Origin of the sequence: Aliiroseovarius sp. YM-037 (assembly GCF_048060095.1) — a bacterium.
Taxonomy (GTDB): Bacteria; Pseudomonadota; Alphaproteobacteria; order Rhodobacterales; family Rhodobacteraceae; genus JBLUOA01.
In genome coordinates this window covers 35786-55383 of sequence record NZ_JBLUOA010000003.1, presented here as the reverse complement: position 1 = coordinate 55383, position 19598 = coordinate 35786, and the positions used below count along the sequence as shown (strand labels likewise).

18 protein-coding genes and 1 tRNA gene are annotated in these 19598 nt (G+C 60.4%); 11 read left to right on the top strand and 8 right to left on the bottom strand.

What is annotated here, in order from left to right; genetic code table 11:
- Positions 1–10: 10 nt before the first annotated feature.
- Genes ACEWPJ_RS13450 through ACEWPJ_RS13440 form a run of 3 tightly spaced genes read right to left on the bottom strand, consistent with a single transcriptional unit; the run spans position 11 to position 2909 of the window.
- The gene (locus ACEWPJ_RS13450) at positions 11–241 is read right to left on the bottom strand and encodes a WGR domain-containing protein (protein WP_416513626.1); all 231 of its coding nucleotides are present in this window, start codon (positions 239–241) and stop codon (positions 11–13) included.
- Positions 242–291: 50 nt separating this feature from the next.
- Positions 292–993 carry a response regulator transcription factor gene (locus tag ACEWPJ_RS13445; RefSeq protein WP_416513625.1) on the bottom strand — a complete coding sequence of 234 codons (702 nt, stop codon included), beginning with the start codon at positions 991–993 and terminating at the stop codon, positions 292–294.
- The gene (locus ACEWPJ_RS13440) at positions 990–2909 is read right to left on the bottom strand and encodes a PAS-domain containing protein (RefSeq protein WP_416513624.1); all 1920 of its coding nucleotides are present in this window, start codon (positions 2907–2909) and stop codon (positions 990–992) included. Before ACEWPJ_RS13440 ends, ACEWPJ_RS13445 begins: the two co-directional genes overlap by 4 nt.
- A gap of 196 nt (positions 2910–3105) precedes the next feature.
- Between ACEWPJ_RS13440 and ACEWPJ_RS13435 the strand changes: the two genes are divergently transcribed.
- The 7 genes from ACEWPJ_RS13435 (at position 3106) to ACEWPJ_RS13405 (ending at position 10486) form a co-directional block, all read left to right on the top strand.
- Positions 3106–5076 (top strand): AMP-binding protein, encoded by a 1971-nt coding sequence (locus tag ACEWPJ_RS13435; RefSeq protein WP_416513623.1) that lies wholly within the window; start codon positions 3106–3108, stop codon positions 5074–5076.
- A complete protein-coding gene (locus ACEWPJ_RS13430) occupies positions 5073–5312 on the top strand; it encodes a hypothetical protein (protein WP_416513622.1) in 240 nt (79 codons plus the stop codon). The genes ACEWPJ_RS13435 and ACEWPJ_RS13430 overlap by 4 nt, the downstream gene beginning before the upstream one ends.
- Positions 5309–6124, top strand: a complete 816-nt coding sequence (locus ACEWPJ_RS13425) for an ABC transporter ATP-binding protein (RefSeq protein ID WP_416513621.1) — start codon at positions 5309–5311, stop codon at positions 6122–6124. Before ACEWPJ_RS13430 ends, ACEWPJ_RS13425 begins: the two co-directional genes overlap by 4 nt.
- A gap of 68 nt (positions 6125–6192) precedes the next feature.
- Positions 6193–7152, top strand: a complete 960-nt coding sequence (locus ACEWPJ_RS13420) for a branched-chain amino acid ABC transporter permease (RefSeq protein ID WP_416513620.1) — start codon at positions 6193–6195, stop codon at positions 7150–7152.
- A gap of 2 nt (positions 7153–7154) precedes the next feature.
- On the top strand, positions 7155–8231 hold the full coding sequence (locus ACEWPJ_RS13415; protein ID WP_416513619.1) for a branched-chain amino acid ABC transporter permease: 1077 nt from the start codon (positions 7155–7157) through the stop codon (positions 8229–8231).
- A 49-nt stretch (positions 8232–8280) separates the two neighbouring features.
- Positions 8281–9591 carry an ABC transporter substrate-binding protein gene (locus tag ACEWPJ_RS13410; protein ID WP_416513618.1) on the top strand — a complete coding sequence of 437 codons (1311 nt, stop codon included), beginning with the start codon at positions 8281–8283 and terminating at the stop codon, positions 9589–9591.
- A gap of 70 nt (positions 9592–9661) precedes the next feature.
- On the top strand, positions 9662–10486 hold the full coding sequence (locus tag ACEWPJ_RS13405) for an ABC transporter ATP-binding protein (protein WP_416513617.1): 825 nt from the start codon (positions 9662–9664) through the stop codon (positions 10484–10486).
- 17 nt (positions 10487–10503) lie between these two features.
- Here the strand turns inward: ACEWPJ_RS13405 and ACEWPJ_RS13400 are convergent, their stop codons facing one another.
- Positions 10504–11316, bottom strand: a complete 813-nt coding sequence (locus ACEWPJ_RS13400) for a hypothetical protein (protein WP_416513616.1) — start codon at positions 11314–11316, stop codon at positions 10504–10506.
- Between the two features lie 151 nt (positions 11317–11467).
- Here ACEWPJ_RS13400 and ACEWPJ_RS13395 point away from each other — a divergent pair, with 151 nt between their 5' ends.
- The 3 genes from ACEWPJ_RS13395 to ACEWPJ_RS13385 all read left to right on the top strand — a co-directional run bounded on the left by ACEWPJ_RS13395 (position 11468) and on the right by ACEWPJ_RS13385 (position 15097).
- Complete coding sequence (locus ACEWPJ_RS13395; protein ID WP_416513615.1) at positions 11468–12691, top strand: phenylacetate--CoA ligase family protein; 1224 nt, start codon at positions 11468–11470, stop codon at positions 12689–12691.
- A gap of 47 nt (positions 12692–12738) precedes the next feature.
- A complete protein-coding gene (locus ACEWPJ_RS13390; protein WP_416513614.1) occupies positions 12739–14394 on the top strand; it encodes a peptidoglycan-binding protein in 1656 nt (551 codons plus the stop codon).
- 298 nt (positions 14395–14692) lie between these two features.
- A complete protein-coding gene (locus ACEWPJ_RS13385) occupies positions 14693–15097 on the top strand; it encodes a hypothetical protein (protein WP_416513613.1) in 405 nt (134 codons plus the stop codon).
- Between the two features lie 148 nt (positions 15098–15245).
- Here the strand turns inward: ACEWPJ_RS13385 and ykgO are convergent, their stop codons facing one another.
- On the bottom strand, positions 15246–15371 hold the full coding sequence (gene ykgO / locus ACEWPJ_RS13380) for a type B 50S ribosomal protein L36 (RefSeq protein ID WP_258289138.1): 126 nt from the start codon (positions 15369–15371) through the stop codon (positions 15246–15248).
- 61 nt (positions 15372–15432) lie between these two features.
- Positions 15433–15507: transfer RNA gene (locus ACEWPJ_RS13375), tRNA-Val, on the bottom strand.
- Between the two features lie 148 nt (positions 15508–15655).
- Here ACEWPJ_RS13375 and ACEWPJ_RS13370 point away from each other — a divergent pair.
- Positions 15656–16516 (top strand): N-formylglutamate amidohydrolase, encoded by an 861-nt coding sequence (locus ACEWPJ_RS13370; protein WP_416513612.1) that lies wholly within the window; start codon positions 15656–15658, stop codon positions 16514–16516.
- Here ACEWPJ_RS13370 and ACEWPJ_RS13365 read toward each other — a convergent pair whose 3' ends face one another.
- Both ACEWPJ_RS13365 and mutL read right to left on the bottom strand, forming a co-directional pair.
- A complete protein-coding gene (locus ACEWPJ_RS13365; protein WP_416513611.1) occupies positions 16517–17746 on the bottom strand; it encodes a DNA recombination protein RmuC in 1230 nt (409 codons plus the stop codon).
- Positions 17743–19575 carry a DNA mismatch repair endonuclease MutL gene (mutL, locus tag ACEWPJ_RS13360; RefSeq protein WP_416513610.1) on the bottom strand — a complete coding sequence of 611 codons (1833 nt, stop codon included), beginning with the start codon at positions 19573–19575 and terminating at the stop codon, positions 17743–17745. Before mutL ends, ACEWPJ_RS13365 begins: the two co-directional genes overlap by 4 nt.
- Positions 19576–19598 lie beyond the last annotated feature (23 nt).

The following is a 19598-nucleotide window of genomic DNA, read 5'->3' as shown; positions in this document are numbered from 1 at the left end:
GCTCCAAACGCTACGCCCGTTGGTATCCGCGCTGCAGCATTCGTTCCCGCGCGTCATCTGCGGCGACCGATGCGGCGCGTAGATCGTTGAACAGCGCGATACGCCGGCGGCCCATGCTTCCGCGTGGCCCCCAATCGAATACGACGGACCATTCGCCGAACAGATTCAGCGTGATTTCAACCCGGTAGTATGTCGGCATCCCCTTGGCAGAGGGAACGCGCGTCAGAAAGCAGACAGCCATGTTTCGATTCTACTCAGGCGTGAATCGCGAGGCAAGATCGAACTGCCGTTTCACTGCCAATTCACGTCGCCCAAGAAGATATATCCGGCGCCGTAAATCGTCTTGATCAGGCGCGGGTTTTTCGGGTCTTCGCCTAGCTTTGTGCGCAGGCGGGATATGCGCACATCCATCGCCCGGTCAAAACTCTCGCCCGCCGCGCCGCCAAGACTTTCCTGCATCTGCGCGCGGGTAATCAACCGCTTGGAGCTGCCCAGAAACAGCCGCAGCACTTCGCCCTCGGCATGGCTGAAGGGTGTTTCGTTTCCATCTTCGTCGGTCAGCGCATAGCGGTCGAAATCGGCGGTCCAGCCCGCGAAAGTCGCGATGGTCTGCGCCTTCCCGGTGTCGCGCCCACCCCGCAACCGCACACGCACACGGGCGACGACCTCGGCTGGGTCAAACGGCTTGATGATGTAGTCATCCGCCCCAAGCTCCAGCCCCGTCACCCGATCCTGCACCTGCGCACGACCCGAGATGATGATAATCGCCGCGCCGGATTCCAGCGCGAGCCGATGGACAAGGGCAAGGCCATCGCGATCCGGTAATCCCAGATCGACAAGGCACACGTCGGGTGCCGTAGTTTTCAGCGCAGCCTCAAACTCCGTCGCGCGGGCAAATGCCTTCGTTCGGAACCCGGCCTCCTCCAACGCATCGGACAGCATGACGCGGATCTCGGGTTCGTCATCCAGAATGGCGATCATTGGCGCGGTCATGCGGCATCCTCCGCGCTAAGGAACCCGCCAAGCTCTCTCGCGGTGAAGGGCTTTCCGATCAGCGGGAACCGATCAGCAGCGGAACGGCGAACGGGATCGGCCATCGGCAGTGAGGTCATCAGATAGGCAGGAGTTTTGACATCGCGACTGCGCAGCGCTTCCAGCATTTCGACGCCACTGCGCCCGCCCGCCAGCGAAATATCCGACAGGATCAGGTCAATCCCCGGCATCACGGCCAGTGCTTCACCCTCTTCCGCCGTCGCAGCCTCGATCACGCTATGGCCAATTTCAACCAGCATTTCGCGGACCGAAGTGCGGATGTCCGGCGAATCCTCAACCAGTAGAACAAGGCCGGGAGTCGGATCAGTGGCGGCCCAGCGCAAGGGCAGGCGCAACGTCACGCGTGCGCCGCTTTTATTGGCAAGCATCACATGCCCACCCGCCGATTTTGTCATGTCATACACCATCGACAGGCCAAGGCCGGACCCTTCGACCCCTTTCGTCGTAAAGAACGGATCAAGCGCGTGTTTCAACGCTTTTTCGCTAAACCCCGGCCCGCTATCCGTGACCGAAATTTCCAACCACGTATCGCGAATGGCGCGTGCGTTCAGCGTTATCGCACCTTGCGCGTCACCAATCGCATCACGGGCGTTCAGCAACAGGTTCAGAAGCGAATCCTGCAAGAAACCGGGATCAATCAGAAGCGGCGAAGACAGTTCCTCATGCCCGATCTTCAGCGTTACGTTTTCGGGCATGTTCGGCTGGGCGAGCAGTTCTATCTCTTCCAGCAGTGCCGCTATGTCGGTCGCGACGGGCCGCGCTTCGCGGTGGCCGGACATTTCTGCCAGCCGGTCAAGCAATGCGCCGCCGCGACGAGCCGCCGACTGGGTCGCACCGACGAGGTTCTGCGCCTCCTCCGGCAGATCCATGCGGGACAGGCGCGACTGCATCCCGAGGATGATCGTCAACAGGTTCGCGAAATCATGGGCAAGCCCCGAGGTCAGTTGCGCCGCCAGTTCCCGCTTGTGGGTCTGGGTCAGCGCAGCCCGCGCCTGTGTTTCCTCTGTTATGTCCATCGACAGGATATAGACGCCGTTGATCGGCCCTTCGCGGCTGTCCGGCGTGAACGCGACGCGGATGCGACGGCTGCTGTCCTCGTGGGTGAACTCGAAAACGCTCGCGTCGCCCTCAAGGGCGCGGGCAAGATAGGGCGCAATGTGGGAATAGGCGTTCTGGCCGAGCGCCTCGCTGATATGCAGCCCCAGCACATCGGTCGGGCGGTCCGGCAGAACCAACGACAAGCGCCGGTTTGAAAACGTATAGCGCCCGTCGCGGTCCACATGGGCGATATGCGCGGGCATCATCTGCGTCGTCATCCGCGTGCGGGCCTCGGTTTCTGTCAACTGGCGCTTGGTTTCTTCAAGGGCCGTGATCGTCGCGGCAAGTTCTCGGTTCGTCTGTGACAGACGTTCGGCGTGGGTCAAAACCTGATCCGAAAGCTCTTCCGACCGGGCGCGTAGCAGTTTTTCCTGCGCCTTGATCGCTGTGATGTCGGTGTAGACCGTCACCCACCCGCCCGTCGGCAAGGGGTTCCCCTCGACCGAGATCACCTGCCCGTTTGCCCGAATGCGCTCCATATAATGCGGCTCAAATGCGCGGGCTTGTTCGACGCGGATTTTGACCGCCTCTTCCACATCTTCAACCGCGCCGTATTCACCGCGATCGACAAGGAACCGGATCGTATCTTCAAACGCGGCGCCGGGTGTCACCAGCGCCTTGGGGAGATCGAACATCTCCTGAAAGCGGGCGTTGGACACGGCAAGGCGAAGGTCACTGTCATAGATCGACAGCGCCTGCTGGATCAGGTTCAGACCAGCCTGCGTCAGCGATGATGTATCGACGGTTCCGATGGCCAACGGCAACTTCTCCCTATCGCTATCGCTACCACCGCTTTTGCCGCCAAGGAAGGGCTTTGCCCTTTGTAACAATTCGTAAGGATTGAGAAAAAGTCAGGAAATCTTTGACGGCGAGAAAAAACAGGTGAACCTTCATGGGCGATAGAATCGCCTTATAGGGGTAACGGCGCCCGCACGGCGTTAGGGAGGGCAAAATTTGGCACAACCGGTAGCTGGCACAGACGCGCTGACGTCTATCCCCGCACTTCTGAAACGAAATGCTGCGGCGTTCGGCACGGCCCCCGCCTATCGCGAAAAAGAATACGGGATCTGGCAAAGCTGGACCTGGGCCGAAGCGCAGCAAGAGATCGAGGCGCTGGCCCTCGGCTTTCTGAACCTTGGCGTCAACGAAGGCGATTTCATCGCTGTGATCGGCCGCAACCGCCCCTACCTTTACTGGTCGATGATCGCCGCCGAAATGTGCGGCGCAGTCCCCGTGCCGCTCTACCAGGACGCCAACGCGGAGGAGATGGCTTATGTCCTTGGCCATTGTGGTGCGCGGTTCGTCGTGGCCGGCGATCAGGAACAGGTCGACAAGGTGATCGAAGTGCAGGAAGACCTGCATCAGTTCGAACATATGATCTACCTCGACCCGCGCGGGATGCGGAAATACGACCATTCGCGGCTGCATGATTTCACCCATGTTCAGGCCCAAGGCCGCGCCGCAGAGGACGAATATCGTCCTGAGTTGGAGCGCCGCATCGCCAGGCTCGACCTCGATAGCACCTGCGTGATGCTTTATACGTCAGGCACCACGGGCAAGCCCAAGGGCGTGGTTCTGTCGAACCGCAACATCATCGAAACCTCGAAAAACTCTTCGGATTTCGACGGCCTGCGCCGGACCGACGAAATCCTCGCCTATCTGCCGATGGCATGGGTCGGGGATTTCATCTTTTCGATGGGTCAGGCGCTTTGGAACGGGTTTTGCGTCAACTGCCCCGAAAGCCCCGACACGATGATGACAGACCTTCGCGAAATCGGGCCGAGCTATTACTTCGCACCGCCCCGGATTTTCGAGGGCCAGTTGACCAGCGTCATGATCCGGATGGAAGACGCGAGCAAGTTCAAGAAACGCATGTTCGACTATTTCATGGCCCACGCAAAAAAGGTCGGCCCCGCCATGCTCGACGGGAAGAAAGTCGGCTTGTGGGATCGCGCGAAATACGCGGTCGGATCGCTTTGCACCTATGGCCCGCTCAAGAACACACTCGGCTTTTCCAAGGTGCGCGTCGGCTATACCGCGGGCGAGGCCATTGGACCGGAGATTTTTGATTTCTACCGCTCGCTCGGCATCAACCTGAAACAGCTTTACGGCCAGACCGAGGCCAGTGTTTTCATCACCCAACAGCCTGATGGTGAGGTCCGGTCAGACACGGTTGGCGTTCCTTCCCCCGGCGTAGAAATCAAGATCGCCGATAACGGAGAGGTCTTCTACCGCTCTCCCGGCACGTTTATGGAATACTATAAGAATGCCGATTCAACCGCCGACACGAAAGACCCGGAAGGTTGGGTCGCAACCGGTGACGCGGGCTTTTTTGAGGAAGACTCCGGCCACCTGCGGATCATCGACCGCGCGAAGGATGTCGGCAAAATGGCCGATGGCAGCCTGTTCGCCCCGAAATACGTTGAAAACAAGCTGAAGTTCTACCCCGACATTCTGGAGGCCGTGGTTTTCGGCAATGGCCGCAACCGCTGCACCGCCTTCATCAATATCGACCTGACGGCGGTGGGCAACTGGGCGGAACGCAACAACATCGCCTATGCGTCCTACCAGGAACTCGCGCAGCATCCGCGCGTCTACGAAACGATCCAAAGCCATATCGAAGAGGTCAACAAATCCGTCGCCGTCGACCCGATGCTGTCAGGCTGCCAGATCCACCGCTTCCTGATCCTTCACAAGGAACTCGACGCTGATGACGGAGAGATGACCCGCACCCGCAAGGTGCGCCGCAAGATCGTAGAGGAGAAGTTCGCGGACCTCATCACCGCGCTCTACGACGGGTCGGACAGCATCTACACCGAAACCGAAGTCACCTATGAAGACGGCCGCAAAGGCAAGATCAAAGCGACACTGGAAATCCGGGACGTGAAAACGCTGCCCGCCGAAACGCAGAAGGTGGCGGCGTGAAACCGACTGGTATCATTCCACGCACATTGATTGCTGCATTTAACACTCTGCCGATCTGGTTTGCATGGACCCACCCCGACATGCCGTTCAGAGAAATGGTGATGGGCTTCTTCGCCGGAGCAGCGCTCGCGATTGCAATCTTTGGAATCCGGCAACTGATAGTTTACGCGGCGGGCATCACTGGGGCCGCGATCGGGTATTTGGTACAATTATACTTGGTCGGAGCGAACGCATGAAAGACACCGTCGAACCCTACACCACCGAGGACGGCCGTGAGATCGGCGGGGTGATGATGGAGATGAAAAACATCACGCTGCGCTTTGGCGGTGTGGTGGCGATTGAGAATATCTCCTTCGATATCCGGCAGGGCGAAATCCGCGCGATCATCGGGCCGAACGGGGCCGGGAAATCATCAATGCTGAACGTGATTTCCGGCTTTTACCATCCGCAGGAAGGTGAGGTCTGGTATCACGGCGAACCCCGCCCGCCGATGAAACCCTATGAGGTCGCGCGGCAGGGCGTTGCCCGCACGTTCCAGAACATCGCGCTGTTCGAAGGCATGACCGTTCTTGACAACGTCATGACCGGGCGGCTGACCCACATGAAATCCGGGTTGCTGAGCCAAGCGATGTGGTGGGGCAAGGCGCTGAAGGAAGAAACCGAAAACCGAGAGGTCGTTGAAAAGGTTATCGATTTTCTTGAGATTCAGGCGATCCGCAAGACACCCGTGGGGCGGTTGCCCTATGGCCTCAAGAAACGCGTCGAACTCGCGCGCGCCTTGGCGGCTGAGCCGAAGCTGCTGCTGCTGGATGAACCGATGGCCGGTATGAACGTCGAGGAAAAAGAGGACATGAGCCGCTTCATCCTGGACGTGAACGACGAATTCGGCACGACAATCGCACTGATCGAACACGACATGGGTGTTGTCATGGACATCTCTGACCGTGTGGTCGTGATGGATTACGGCAAAAAGATCGGTGACGGCACCCCGGACGAGGTGCGCAACAATCAGGAAGTGATCGACGCCTATCTGGGTGTCGCACATTGAATTTCGGGCGCCGGATGAACGTCGCCAAAGCATCGGCATGTCGGTGCCGCAAGGGAGAACACTGAAGAATGGATTTTCTACACAACGTCTTCGTCGCACCGTTCGCGGACATGTTCGCGGCACCCGATTTCCTGATGCAAGTCTTGTGGGAGGGGCTGGTCTCCGGCGTGCTTTATGCTCTCATCGCGCTGGGGTTCGTTCTGATCTACCGCTCCTCCCGCATTTTCAACTTTGCGCAGGGCATCATGGTCGTGTTCGCGGCCCTTACGCTGGTCGGCCTGCACGCGATGGGCATCCCGGCATGGGTATCGGTCGCGCTGACGCTCGGGGTGATGTTCCTGCTGGCTGTGTCGATCGAACGTGTCGTGCTGCGCCCGCTGGTAGGTCAGCCCGACATCATCCTGTTCATGGCGACGATCGGCATCACGCTGTTCCTGATCGGCCTCGGGGAATTGATCTTCGGCGGCGAAACCAAGCAGATGATAACGACGGAGCTTGGCATCCCGACCGGCGCGTTCGATTTCGAACCTTTCGGCGGCCTGCTGCTGCTTGAACAGAAGGACATCACCGCCGTTGTCGGCGCGGTCGTCCTGGTGGTTCTGCTGCTGCTGTTCCTCAACAAGACTCGGATGGGCCGCGCGATCCGCGCGCTCGGCGATGACCACCAGGCCGCACTTTCGGTCGGGATCAGCCTGCAGACCATCTGGATTCTCGTCTGGTTCATCGCCGGTATCATCGCGCTGACCACGGGCATCGTCTGGGGTGCCCGCGCCGGCGTGTCCTTCGCGCTTGAGGTCATCGCCTACAAGGCGCTGCCCGTGCTGATGCTCGGCGGGCTTGAATCGATCACCGGGGCCATCATCGGCGGGCTGATGATCGGCGTCCTTGAAAAGATGTTTGAGATCTACTGGGGCCAGCCCCTCATGGGCGGCAACACCGAAACGTGGTTTGCATTCGTGCTTGCCCTGATCGTCCTGCTGTTCCGTCCGCAAGGGCTGTTCGGTGAGAAGATTATCGAGAGGGTGTAGGCATGCTTTACAGAACCGCAGGCCAATTCAAGACATCCTACGTCAAGGACCAGACCCTTTTCCCGGTCCGGCAAGACGCGATCCTGCTTGGGGTCATCCTGCTTTGCGCTTGGGTGATCTTCCCCCTGACCGCGAGCGAGTTTACGTTCCAGACGTTGCTTATCCCGGTGCTTGTCTACGCACTGGCGGCGATGGGGTTGAATATCCTGACGGGCTATGCCGGTCAGCTTAGCCTTGGCACGGGCGCTTTCATGGGAGTCGGTGCCTATGCCTGCTACAAGCTTGTCACCATCTTTCCCGATATGAATCTGCTGGTCGCGGTTCTGCTGTCCGGAACATTCTCCGCCGCTGTCGGCGTGATGTTCGGGCTGCCGAGCCTGCGGATCAAGGGCTTCTACCTGGCCATCGCGACCCTCGCGGCGCAGTTCTTCCTTGTCTGGCTGTTTGAAAAATGGGCGTGGCTTTACAACTACAACGCCTCGGGCGCGATTCAGGTACCGACGGTTGAGATGTTCGGAAGCCCGGTTGCCGGGCCGAATGCGTCGTCTGTCACGCAATACTATTTTGTGCTGGTTGTCGTCACGCTGATGACGCTTCTCGCGATCAACCTGACGCGCGGCACGCAGGGGCGTGTCTGGAAGGCGACGCGCGACATGGACATCGCGGCGGAACTGATCGGGATCAACCTGCTGAAATCCAAGCTGACCGCATTCGCGGTGTCGTCCTACATGGTCGGCGTTGCTGGCGCGCTTTACGTCTTCATGTGGAAGGGCGCGGCTGAGCCGAACGTTTTTGACATACCGCTCAGCTTCCAGGTGCTGTTCATCGCGATCATCGGCGGGCTGGGGTCGATCATGGGCAACTACCTTGGCGCGATCCTGATCGTCGCGCTGCCGGTGATTATCCGCACGCTGCCAGAGTTTTTCGGCGTCGACATCGAATCCGCGACCGTGGTCCATCTGAACGTGATGACCATCGGCGCGCTTATCATCTTTTTCCTGATTATCGAACCACATGGGTTGGCGCGGCTTTGGGCGCTGATCCGTGAAAAACTGATCATCTGGCCGTTCCCGCACTAGGGGTCGGCCATCTGAAAGACCAAAAACGAAAACCAATGGGAGGAGAACCATGAAACACTTTACCAAACTGGCCGCAGCGGCGGTGCTGGCGGTTGCTGGCACAAGCGCTGTTGTCGCAGAAAGCCACGGCGAGGGGCTGTTTGTCCCCAACCTCAGCTATCGGACGGGGCCGTTCGCGGCGACCGGTATTCCGCTGATGAACGGTCAGCGCGACTACGTCAGCATGTTGAACGCCCGCGACGGCGGCATCGGCGGCGTCATGATCGACTTTGACGAATGCGAAACCGGCTATTCGACCGAAAAAGGGGTCGAGTGTTACGAGGCCACCAAAGGCAACGCGATCGTGACCCAGCCGTGGTCGACCGGCATCACCCTTCAGGTTCTGCCGAAAACCAATGTCGATATGATCCCGATCCTTGCGCCCGGCTACGGCTTTTCGCCGATGGCAGACGGCAAGGTGTTCCAGTGGGCCTTTAACACACCGTCTTCCTACTGGGACGGCGCGTCGATGATCCTGAACGAACTTAGCGGCAACGACCTGTCGACCCTATCCGGCAAGAAAATCGCCTTCCTGCATCTGGACCACCCCTACGGCAAGGAACCGATCCCGTTCTTTGAGGCGATGTCGTCCGAGCACGGGTTTGACTTCCTGCCGATCCCGGTTGGCCTGAAGGAAATGCAGAACCAATCCGCGCAGTGGCTGCAAATCCGCCGCGAACGTCCCGACTATGTCGTGATGTGGGGCTGGGGCGCGATGAACGCCGGCGCGATTACCGAAGCTGTTAAGACCCGCTATCCGATGGATCAGTTCGTTGGCGTGTGGTGGGCCGGACATGACGCCGACCTTGCGGCTGTCGGTGCCGACGGTGCTGGCTACCGTTCGATCAGCTGGTCGGCCCCTGTGCCGGACGCGCCTGTGATGGCTGATATCCGCACCCATGTGGTTGAGGCCGGAGATTCCCTCGCCGCTGAAGAAGAGCTGAACTGGGTGTTCTATCAGCGTGGACTCGTCATCTCGATGATCCTCGTTGAAGGCATCAAGACCGCGCAGGATCACTTCGGCGAGCCGATGATCGACGCCGAACAACTTCGCTGGGGTCTTGAGAACCTGAACGTCACCGACGAACGCCTGGCAGAGCTTGGTATGACGGGGATGGTTCCGCCGTTCTCTACCTCATGCTCCAACCACACCGGGCATTCCGGCGGCTGGATGCTGAAATGGGATGGCGAAAAGTTCGTGCAGGACAGCGATCTGCTGATGCCCGACAGCGAAGCAATCGCACCGCTTGAGGCCGCTGCAGCCGCCGAATACGCCAGCGCCAACGCGCCATGGCCGGTCAACGAAGACTGCGAAGGCTAAACACCCCTTCCCGGCCGCAGCGCCCGTTGCGGCCGGGGAATTTGGATATTTTTGGAAAATGGTAAGTCAGATGCTGGACGCCACCGAGACCAAAGAGACCCTGCTTGAGGTCAACAATATTGAGGTGATCTACAATCACGTCATCCTCGTGCTGAAGGGGGTCAGCCTGAAGGTTCCGAAGGGCGGGATCACCGCGCTTCTCGGCGGCAATGGCGCGGGCAAGACGACCACGCTCAAGGCGATTTCTAACCTGCTGCATTCAGAACGTGGCGAAGTCACCAAGGGCACCATCTCCTATCGCGGCGACCGGGTTCAGGATCTGAATCCGGCGGCGCTGGTAAAGCGCGGCGTTATTCAGGTGATGGAAGGCCGCCACTGTTTTGAACACCTGACCATTGAAGAGAACCTGCTGACCGGCGCCTATACACGGCGCGACGGCAAGGGCGCGGTCGAGGCGGACCTTCAGATGGTCTATGAGTACTTCCCGCGTCTGAAAGAGCGTTATAAGTCGCAGGCGGGCTATACGTCCGGTGGTGAGCAGCAGATGTGCGCAATCGGTCGCGCCTTGATGAGCCGCCCCGAAACCATCCTGCTGGATGAACCTTCGATGGGCCTTGCGCCGCAACTGGTTGAACAAATTTTCGAGATCGTGAAATCCGTGAACGAAAACGAAGGGGTTAGTTTCCTTCTAGCCGAACAGAATACCAACGTGGCGCTGCGGTTTGCGCATTACGGGTATATCCTCGAATCTGGCCGGGTCGTTATGGACGGCCCGGCGGCGGAGCTTCGCGAAAACCCGGATGTTAAGGAATTCTACCTTGGCATGTCGGATGACGGGCGCAAATCGTTCCGCGACGTGCGGTCCTATCGCCGCCGCAAGCGCTGGTTAAGCTGATGCGCCGTGGCGAAATGTCAGACGGTTTCTTTCTTCATCTCTTGAATTCGGGCCAACGCCTCTTCGCGGGTGTTGCGGATATTGGGGCGGAAGTCCTGCGTTTCGGCGCGCATTCGGATCGTTTCTTCGGTTTCGGAACCGGGCGCGTAGCGGACCGACCCCAGCGCCCCACCAATGTTCAACGCCTTGCCGCGTTGGGCGAAGGCGACCCAAGCCTCGGGAAAAATCTTGCAGTTCTCGTAATTGACGAGGAAATACCATTTGCGCCCGGTTTCAGCGATCCGCGCCTCAAGCGCGTCGTAGACCGCGTTCACGTCAGCGGAATGGGCGAAGGTGACGTTGGAAAAATCGACATCCATAATCTCCGCCTCGGGCAAGAAGTGGATGCGGGCGGCGATTTCTTCGGCGGACAGGCTCAGCGTGTGCTGGATTTTGCGGGTCCGTTTCGACGGAAGCACTGCAATCCGCGCGAGCGCGCCGTCGCGGTCGGCAAAAAGGTTCGGATCGAACGCTTCGGTCTGGGCGGCGCGTTCGATTTGGCGGCGGGTCTCCTCGCTCGCGTCAAAACGGACGGAGCCTTGGGAATGCGCCATGTTGAGCGCCTTGCCACGCTTTGCATAAGTGCCCCACGCACTCGGGTCGATGCGCATACCCGACAGGTTGACGAGGAAAAACCAAAGCGTTTCGCCGGTGTCTGCAATCCGTTCCTCCAGTCGGTCGTAGAACGCGTTGACGTCGTGCGAACTGTCGAAATGAAACCCGGAAAAGTCGACCTCCATCACCTCGGCATCATGGTCGAACGTGATGCGATCGTTGATCGTCTTGGTCATATCGGTCGCCCTTTCAAACAGAAGGCAGGCACACGCAACGGTGGTGCAAGATTAGCTAATCTTATCCGATTCGATCAAATGTATACAAATGTATGCTGCAATGTTGCGAAGTTTTGCCGCATGTCCGCGGACTCCGCCAAGGGGGGCGTTTATGAGCCAATTCTATGACGAACTAGAAACGCGCAGCGACGATGAACGGCAATCGACCTATGCAAAGGCATTGCCGGATCAGATCGCACGCGCCAAGGCGACCCCCCGGCTGGCGAAACTGCTAGACGCCGTTGATTCCAAGGCAATCACCAGTATCGACGCGCTTGCGGCCCTGCCGGTGATCCGAAAGTCTGAGCTGGTCAGCGCGCAGGCCGATCATCCGCCCTTTGGCGGTTTCACTGGCGGCGCGCCTTCGGATTTCGCACATATCTTTCAATCCCCCGGCCCGATTTATGAGCCTGGCAATGTCAGCCATGACTGGTGGCGCATCGGGCGGTTTCTGCACGCGTGCGGGATCGGTGCGGGCGACATCGTGCAAAACTGCTTTGGCTATCACCTGACGCCCGCCGGTATGATCTTTGAAAGTGGCGCGCGGGCGGTCGGTGCGACGGTCGTGCCTGCCGGAACGGGGCAGACGGAACTGCAAGTGCGGGCCGCGGCAGATATCGGAACGACCGCCTATGCCGGAACACCCGACTATCTGAAGGTGATCCTCGACCGCGCCGAACAGATGGGCGAGGCGCTGAAGATCACCAAGGCGGCGGTTGGCGGCGGGGCGCTGTTCCCCTCCCTTCGGCAGGAATACGCGGATCGCGGCATCATGTGTCTTCAGAACTACGCCACCGCCGATCTCGGAAACATCGCCTACGAAACCCCCGCGCAGGACGGCATGGTGATCGACGAACACGTCATCGTCGAGATCGTGACGCCCGGAACGGGAAAACCTGTCGAGTCCGGCGAGGTGGGCGAGGTTGTCGTCACCACGCTGAACCCCGACTATCCGCTGATCCGGTTTGCAACCGGCGATCTGTCGGCCGTCATGCCGGGGCAAAGCCCGTGTGGGCGCACCAATACCCGGATCAAGGGCTGGATGGGCCGGGCCGACCAGACCACCAAGATCAAGGGCATGTTCGTGCGCCCCGAACAGGTGGCCGATTTCGTCGCCCAGCACGGCGAGGTGCAGAAGGCGCGCGTCGTCGCCAGCCGCGAGGGAGAGATGGACGTGATGACCGTTCAGATCGAAGCCGAGGGCGGCGATCGCGCCGATTTCGAGGCCAGTGTCGCAGAACTCTTGAAACTCAAGGCGAAAGTCGAAATTCTGAAACCCGGAAGCCTGCCGAATGATGGTAAGGTGATCGACGACCAGCGCCAGTACGACGGTTAGGGAACCCACCTTTGCCGCGCGGCGTTTTCCGTAGAGGAGGAACTGCCGTGAGAAACCTGCTGACAACGACCGCACTTGGTATTCTGCTTTCGACCGGAGCCATGGCGAGCGATCTGGCCCTGTTGATCGGAAACGAGGATTACGAGGCCCTGCCCGACGTCCGGCGCGGCGATGACATGGCCGACGCCGAGGAGTCGTTCGACGATCTCGGGTTCGTGACCATCGCGCAATCCGACGCGTCAACCGTGGAAACCGAAGCGGCGCTTGTCGATTTCCTGGCCGAAGCAGAGGGGGCGGACCGTATCCTCGTCGCGCTCAGCGGGCGGTTTGTTCATTCCAGCCAGGACACATGGCTGCTGCCTGTCGATGCGGAAGAAACCCAATCCCTTCGCGACCTGCCCCGTCAGGCCATCGCGCTTTCCACCATCCTGTCCGTGCTGTCCACCCATCCGGGCAAGGCAGTTCTCGTTCTCGGCACGGATTCGGAACCGGAAGAGGAGGCAGGCGCGTTCCTGACGACCGGGCTTGGCGTGATCCACCCACCGCAGGGCGTGACGGTCATCCGCGGCACAGCGCAGTCCGCGGCGGCGTTCGTCGAAGACCAGATCACGCGGGAAGGCCGCCAGATCGTTGCGGCGGCAAACCAGGCCAACCTGACGGTCTCGGGGTTCGCGCCGGCGGACTTCGTTTTCGTGGCCGACAAACCAGATGATCCGTCGATCACCGCCCCCGACGAAGGGCTCAGCGCGGCGGAGGAAGCCTATTGGCAAGCCACCACCGAAACCGACAGCGCCGCCGCCTACGAGGGCTACCTGTCCCGCTACCCAAACGGCACCCACGCGACCGAGGCGAAATCCCGCATCGACGCGATCCGCTCCGAACCCAACCGCGACGACCGCCTGGCGGAGGAGGCGTTGTCGCTCAACCGAAACGCCCGGCGCGAAATCCAGCGCGATTTGTCGCTGCTTGATTACAACACACGGGGCATTGACGGTATCTTTGGCCCCGGCAGCCGCAATGCCGTGAAGGCGTGGCAGCGCGACAATGGCATGGCCGCCACCAGCTACCTGACCCGCGACCAGATCAGCCAGCTTGACGCCCAAGCCGAACGCCGCGCCGCAGAGCTTGAGGCCGAAGCCGAAGCCCGCCGCGCCCAGCAAGAAGCCGCAGACCGCGCCTTTTGGGCCGAAACCGGATCACGCGGGGATGAGGCCGGCCTGCGCGCCTACCTCAAACGCCACCCCGACGGCGTCTTTGCCGAAGTCGCGCAGGAACGGCTGGACGTGATCGAAGCCGGTAAACGCGAAGCCGCAGCCGCCCAAGACCGCGCCGCATGGGACACCGCAACGACCGCTGACACCGAAGCGGCCTATCGCGACTACCTCGCCGCGTTCCCCCAAGGTGCCTTTGTCGAAGACGCGAACGCGCGGCTATCCGAGCTGACCGAAGACGATGAAAACGCCGAAGAAATCGCCGCCGCCCAAGCCCGCGAAGCGGCGCTGAACCTCAACACCCTCACCAAACGGTTGATCGAAGAACGGCTCGACGGATTCGGCCTGAAACCCGGCCCCGCCGACGGCACCTTCGACGACGACACCCGCCGCGCCATCCGCCGCTACCAAACCGCCCGCGAACTGGAGCCGACGGGGTATCTGACGCAAGACGCGATCGTGCGGCTGCTGGCGGATTCGATTTTAAGGTAAGGGGGGTAGCGAAGGGCTGCTTCGAGGTCAGATTGACTGAGCAGCATAGTGGATAAATATGGGCTTTGATGTTCCTCTATGGAAAGCGGTGTTAGTGCTTGCGCCGCGTTGGAACTAAAGATCGCGGCCAACTGCTGCTTTTAGCTAAATTTGTCCTATAGATTGCCACTCCGGCCGCAAGCTGATCTGGTTCAGTCGGCTTGCCACCAGTCTGATTACTCTGCGTCAGGTAATCCATCGATCCTTGCGCGGTAAAACGCGTTGTGCGATGCGAAGAACACCTAAAAGGAGCACAGTGATGCAGCGCTGCTCATTGAACGAGATACTAAAATCCGCAAACCTACTGCCATTCGAACAACAGCATATTCAGTTCCTACTCTCTCTTGTCAAAAAACAATATGCAAAGGGTCTAGTTGTTCGATTTCATCCGTTGTTTTCCGATTCTCCACAGGAGGCTGTCGCGAAGATGCAGGACGGAATCTTCGTTTTGACCTGCCCGCAAATACAGTCAGACTTTGTGTTCACCTGCGAGAACGGAGGTAAGGGTCTGTTCGGCGGTCAGAAGAGAGTTTTCAAGGTCTTTATTGGTGATCTTGAACTTGATGACTTCACCGCAGCAAACACTTTCAAATCTTTCGGAATCGCTGCGACTTCGGTCAACAATATTTTTCGAAACGAAGGCCTCCTAAGCGGCGCCGTCTGACCATTTCGATTCATCGTTGCTTTTCCCGAGAACAGTCCTTGGCACAACCCAATTGGATGGCCGCTCCGTCCGCTAACCCTCCCAAAAAACAAAAAACAGCCGCCGGATCACTCCGACGGCCGTTTCATCATTCCGATACGCTCGGCTCTTACCCTTGGCGGGCTTTGAACCGGGGCTGTGTTTTGTTGATTACGTAAACACGGCCTTTCCGACGCACAACGCGGCAGTCGCGATGCCGGCTCTTGAGCGAGCGGAGCGAGTTCCTGACCTTCATGGCCTTCTCCTCATTTCGCGGCGCGCGGGCGCCAGGTTAAAATTCGTGCCCTTGCGGGCGATGGTGGGCGATACTGGGATCGAACCAGTGACCCCTTCGATGTCAACGAAGTGCTCTACCGCTGAGCTAATCGCCCGTCAACAGTCCCTTGCCGCCTGCCCCAAACAAAAGGGACGCGGGCGGAACCGCGTCTGTCGCTGGGTCTATAAAAGGTTCAGAACGGGGGATCAAGGGCTTTTGGCACGCTGCGACTTCGCGTAATACATATTGTGAGAGGTCAACACATGCCAAAAGCGCATCACATAGTTTCGCTGCCGGAAAAACGCACGACGAGCGTGGTTTTTGCCTCTCCGCATAGCGGGCGCGACTACTCAGATTCGTTTCTTAGCCAGACGGTTTTGTGCCAGCAATCCATCCGCACGTCCGAGGACGCGTTTGTCGATCTGCTGTTCGAAGATGCGCCGAAACATGGCGCGCCCTTCCTGAAAGCACTGGCCCCACGGGCCTATCTTGATCTGAACCGCAATTCGGACGAACTCGACTCGGCCCTGATCGAAGGCGCGGGCCGGATGATGCACAACCCGCGCATCGCCTCGGGCCTTGGGGTGATTCCCCGTGTCGTCGCCAGCGGGCGCGCGATCTATCGCGGCAAGATGCCCCTGACCGATGCCCAAGCCCGCATCCGCGACATCTGGCATCCCTATCACCGCACGCTGCAACACCTGATGGACGAGAGCAAACGCGACTTTGGCGAGGCGATTCTGGTCGATTGCCATTCGATGCCGCATGAGGCCGTCGACGCGATCAGCCATCGCGGCCTGCCCCGGCCTGATGTCGTGCTGGGGGATCGGTTCGGCGCCGCGGCCCACGCCGATATCGTGGCGCAGATCGAAGACGCGTTTGTCAGCGCGGGCTTGAACGTCGTGCGAAACGCCCCGTTCGCGGGCGCGTTCATCACGCAAAATTACGGGCGGCCCTCACGCGGGCAGCATGCGATTCAGGTGGAGATTGATCGGTCGCTTTACATGAACGAAAAGACGATCCGCCCAAACGGGAATTTCATGGCGCTGCGTAAGCTGATCGGGCAGGTCACAGCCGAAATTGCTGCAATCGGGCGGAACCAGATTCCGCTGGCGGCCGAATAGCTAAGAACTCGTGATCGGCACGACCTTGCCGTCATCCTCGGCCAATTCCTCAAAGTCGAACTGATCAAGGCGATGCGCCCGCTTGCCGGCCTTTTCCGCGGAAATCTTGATTTCTTCAACATCCTTCGCGGCTTGATTGAAATGCCGGTCGAGGTTACCGACGCGCGTGCCGAGCCGTTCGACATCCGCGTGCAGCAGCCCCAACTCCTTCCGAATCGCGCCGGCCTGTTCGCGCATCCGCGCATCCTTCAGCACGGCGCGCATGGTGTTGAGGGTCGCCATGCAGGTCGTCGGCGACACGATCCAGACCCGCGCGGCAAAGCCTTCGCGGACGACTTCGGGCAGACGCGCGTGAAGCTCCGCATAGACCGCTTCGGATGGCAGGAACATCAAAGCGCCATCGGCGGTTTCACCTTCGATCAGGTAGCGTTCGGAGATCGCCTTGATATGCGCCCTGACCGCCGTTTTAAGCCCGCCGAGTGCGCGTTGCGCAGCTTCTTTGGTGTCGGCGTTCACGAGGGTTTCGTAGGCTTCCAGCGGGAATTTCGCGTCGATCACGATCGGCCCCGGCGGGTTCGGCAGATGCACCAGACAATCTGCCCTCCGACCGTTCGACAGGGTCGCTTGCAGGCTGTAGCTGTCCGCGGGCAGCGCCTTGCCGACGATGTCGTTCAACTGAATCTCGCCAAACGCGCCGCGGGTCTGCTTGTTCGACAGGATATCCTGCAGGCCCAGCACATCGCCCGACAGCTTTTCGATATTCGTCTGCGCCTTGTCGATGGTGGCGAGCCTTTCCTGCAGTTGGGTCAGGGATTCGCTGGTGCGTTTGGAGGAGCCGTGCAGCGTTTCCTTCATCCGGTCCTGCATGTCGGACAGCGAGCGCGCCGATTTCATCGCGTTTTCGTGGAGCCGTTCGCTCATCTGTTGCTGGACAGTGGCGAGCCGCGCTTCCATCGTCTGGATGATCTGCATCTGCGCGTTGGCCTGGGTGTCAGATACCGCCTGCAAACTGCCGGAAAGCTGCTGCTGATGGTGCCCCAGCGTCTGCACATCATGGCCAAGCCGCCCAAGTTGCACGGCCAGTTCCTGCGCCGCTGTTCCAGACCGCCCAGCCCGCCTGACGGTCACGATCAGCAGGATCAGCACCAGCAGAAACGCCCCCACCCCAATCAGGACAGAAAGAACGACCGGATCGCTCAGATCATAGGTTTGGCCTGCAATTTCGATCATGTCCGCCCAAACAGCCTTTCAATATCGCTGAGTTTCAGTTCCACATAAGTGGGTCGACCGTGGTTGCATTGCCCGGAATGGGGTGTCGCCTCCATTTCGCGCAACAGCGCGTTCATTTCCTCGCCCCGCATCCGTCGGCCAGAGCGGATCGAGCCATGACAGGCGACGCGCGACAGGATCGCTTCGATCCGCGCCTGCACCGTCTGGCTGTCGCCAAGATCGGCGAGTTCGTCAAGGATGTCGCGGATCATCGCCTCGGCATTGACGGTGCCAAGGATCGCCGGGGTTTCCCGCACCGCAATCGCGCCGCCGCCGAAAGGTTCAAACACCAGACCAAGCCGGGTCAGGTCATCGGAAAGCTCAAGCAGCGCGGCGCAGTCGCCTTCGCTCAGCTCCACAATCTCGGGGATCAGCAGCGCTTGCGACGCGACGCCGTTTTCCGCCATCTGCCGTTTCAGCTTTTCATAGACCAGCCGTTCATGCGCCGCGTGCTGATCGACGATGACCATACCATCGCGGGTCTGTGCGATGATGTAGTTCTCGTGCACCTGCCCCCGCGCCGCGCCCAGCGGCAGGTCGGTCGGCGTGTCTTCCTCAGCAACCTCAACACGGGCCGAGGGGATCGCGGCTTCGGCAAAGCCCGGCGCGTCTGCCGGGGCCTGTGCGGCATAGCTTGATTGCCGTGCGCCGAAGGATGGCCGATCCATCTGGTAGACCCGCGCCTCTGTCGGCTCCGCCCGCATCGCGCCGAGCGTTGCGCCCGCGACCGTCGTTGACGCGCGGTGCCCCGCCTCGGCCAGCGCGTGGCGGATGGTCGACACGATCAACCCGCGCGCGATGCCGGGTTCGCGGAACCGCACTTCGGACTTCGCGGGGTGGACGTTCACGTCAACCTGCGTCGGTTCACATTCCAGGAACAGCGCTGCCGCCGGATGCCGGTCCCGGCTGAGGAAATCCGAATACGCCCCGCGCAGCGCCCCGATCAGCAGCTTGTCCCGCACCGGGCGGCCATTGACGAACAGGAATTGCGCGACCGCAGAGCCCCGCGAATAGGTCGGCAGCGCGGCGTAACCGGTCAGCATCAACCCTTCCCGCTCCGCATCGAGCCTTAGCGCGTTCTCAGCGAATTCTGCCCCCAGCACGCGGCGCAACCGCCCGTGCAGCGCGTCAAACAGATCGCCGGTTTCGGTGTCGGCGCGGAAGGTCACGCGTTCCTCACCACCGCCAGAAACATCACGAAGCGTAAACGCGATGCGCGGTTCCGCCATCGCAAGGCGCTTGACGATATCGGTGATCGCCTGCGCCTCGGCCCGGTCGGTCCGCATGAATTTCAGCCGCGCCGGGGTCGCGTGGAACAGATCGCGCAGTTCCACCACAGTGCCACGCCCCATCGCCGCCGGGCGCACCGGCCCCATCTTGCCGCCCGTCACGGAAATCGTCGCCGCATCGCCATCCGCCCGCGAGGTGATCGTCAACCGCCCGACCGCGCCGAGCGACGGCAGCGCCTCTCCCCGGAAGCCGAAGGTGTGGATGTTCAGCAGGTCCGACCCGTCGATCTTTGACGTCGCATGACGCGACAGGGCCAGCGGCAGGTCCGCGCCGTCGATCCCGCAGCCATCGTCCGAAACCCGGATCAGCGTCTTGCCGCCATCGGCATAAGCGACGTCAATCCGGCCCGCCCCGGCGTCAATCGCGTTCTCCACCAGCTCCTTCACGGCGCTGGCCGGACGCTCCACCACTTCGCCCGCCGCAATCCGGTTGATCGCGGCGTCGTCAAGTTGGCGAATAACGGGTCGATTTTCGCTTATTTTGGGCATTTCTCCAGGCATACCACTAGGGATAGCATGTCGCG

What these genes read in the sequence shown, in the direction of transcription:
- ykgO (WP_258289138.1), bottom strand. Translation starts at nt 15,371, where the DNA reads ATGAAGGTCAGGAACTCGCTCCGCTCGCTCAAGAGCCGGCATCGCGAC.
- ACEWPJ_RS13445 (WP_416513625.1), bottom strand. Translation starts at nt 993, where the DNA reads ATGACCGCGCCAATGATCGCCATTCTGGATGACGAACCCGAGATCCGC.
- ACEWPJ_RS13420 (WP_416513620.1), top strand. Translation starts at nt 6,193, where the DNA reads ATGGATTTTCTACACAACGTCTTCGTCGCACCGTTCGCGGACATGTTC.
- ACEWPJ_RS13405 (WP_416513617.1), top strand. Translation starts at nt 9,662, where the DNA reads ATGCTGGACGCCACCGAGACCAAAGAGACCCTGCTTGAGGTCAACAAT.
- ACEWPJ_RS13425 (WP_416513621.1), top strand. Translation starts at nt 5,309, where the DNA reads ATGAAAGACACCGTCGAACCCTACACCACCGAGGACGGCCGTGAGATC.
- ACEWPJ_RS13410 (WP_416513618.1), top strand. Translation starts at nt 8,281, where the DNA reads ATGAAACACTTTACCAAACTGGCCGCAGCGGCGGTGCTGGCGGTTGCT.
- ACEWPJ_RS13415 (WP_416513619.1), top strand. Translation starts at nt 7,155, where the DNA reads ATGCTTTACAGAACCGCAGGCCAATTCAAGACATCCTACGTCAAGGAC.
- mutL (WP_416513610.1), bottom strand. Translation starts at nt 19,575, where the DNA reads ATGCCTGGAGAAATGCCCAAAATAAGCGAAAATCGACCCGTTATTCGC.
- ACEWPJ_RS13385 (WP_416513613.1), top strand. Translation starts at nt 14,693, where the DNA reads ATGCAGCGCTGCTCATTGAACGAGATACTAAAATCCGCAAACCTACTG.
- ACEWPJ_RS13450 (WP_416513626.1), bottom strand. Translation starts at nt 241, where the DNA reads ATGGCTGTCTGCTTTCTGACGCGCGTTCCCTCTGCCAAGGGGATGCCG.
- ACEWPJ_RS13370 (WP_416513612.1), top strand. Translation starts at nt 15,656, where the DNA reads ATGCCAAAAGCGCATCACATAGTTTCGCTGCCGGAAAAACGCACGACG.
- ACEWPJ_RS13365 (WP_416513611.1), bottom strand. Translation starts at nt 17,746, where the DNA reads ATGATCGAAATTGCAGGCCAAACCTATGATCTGAGCGATCCGGTCGTT.
- ACEWPJ_RS13395 (WP_416513615.1), top strand. Translation starts at nt 11,468, where the DNA reads ATGAGCCAATTCTATGACGAACTAGAAACGCGCAGCGACGATGAACGG.
- ACEWPJ_RS13400 (WP_416513616.1), bottom strand. Translation starts at nt 11,316, where the DNA reads ATGACCAAGACGATCAACGATCGCATCACGTTCGACCATGATGCCGAG.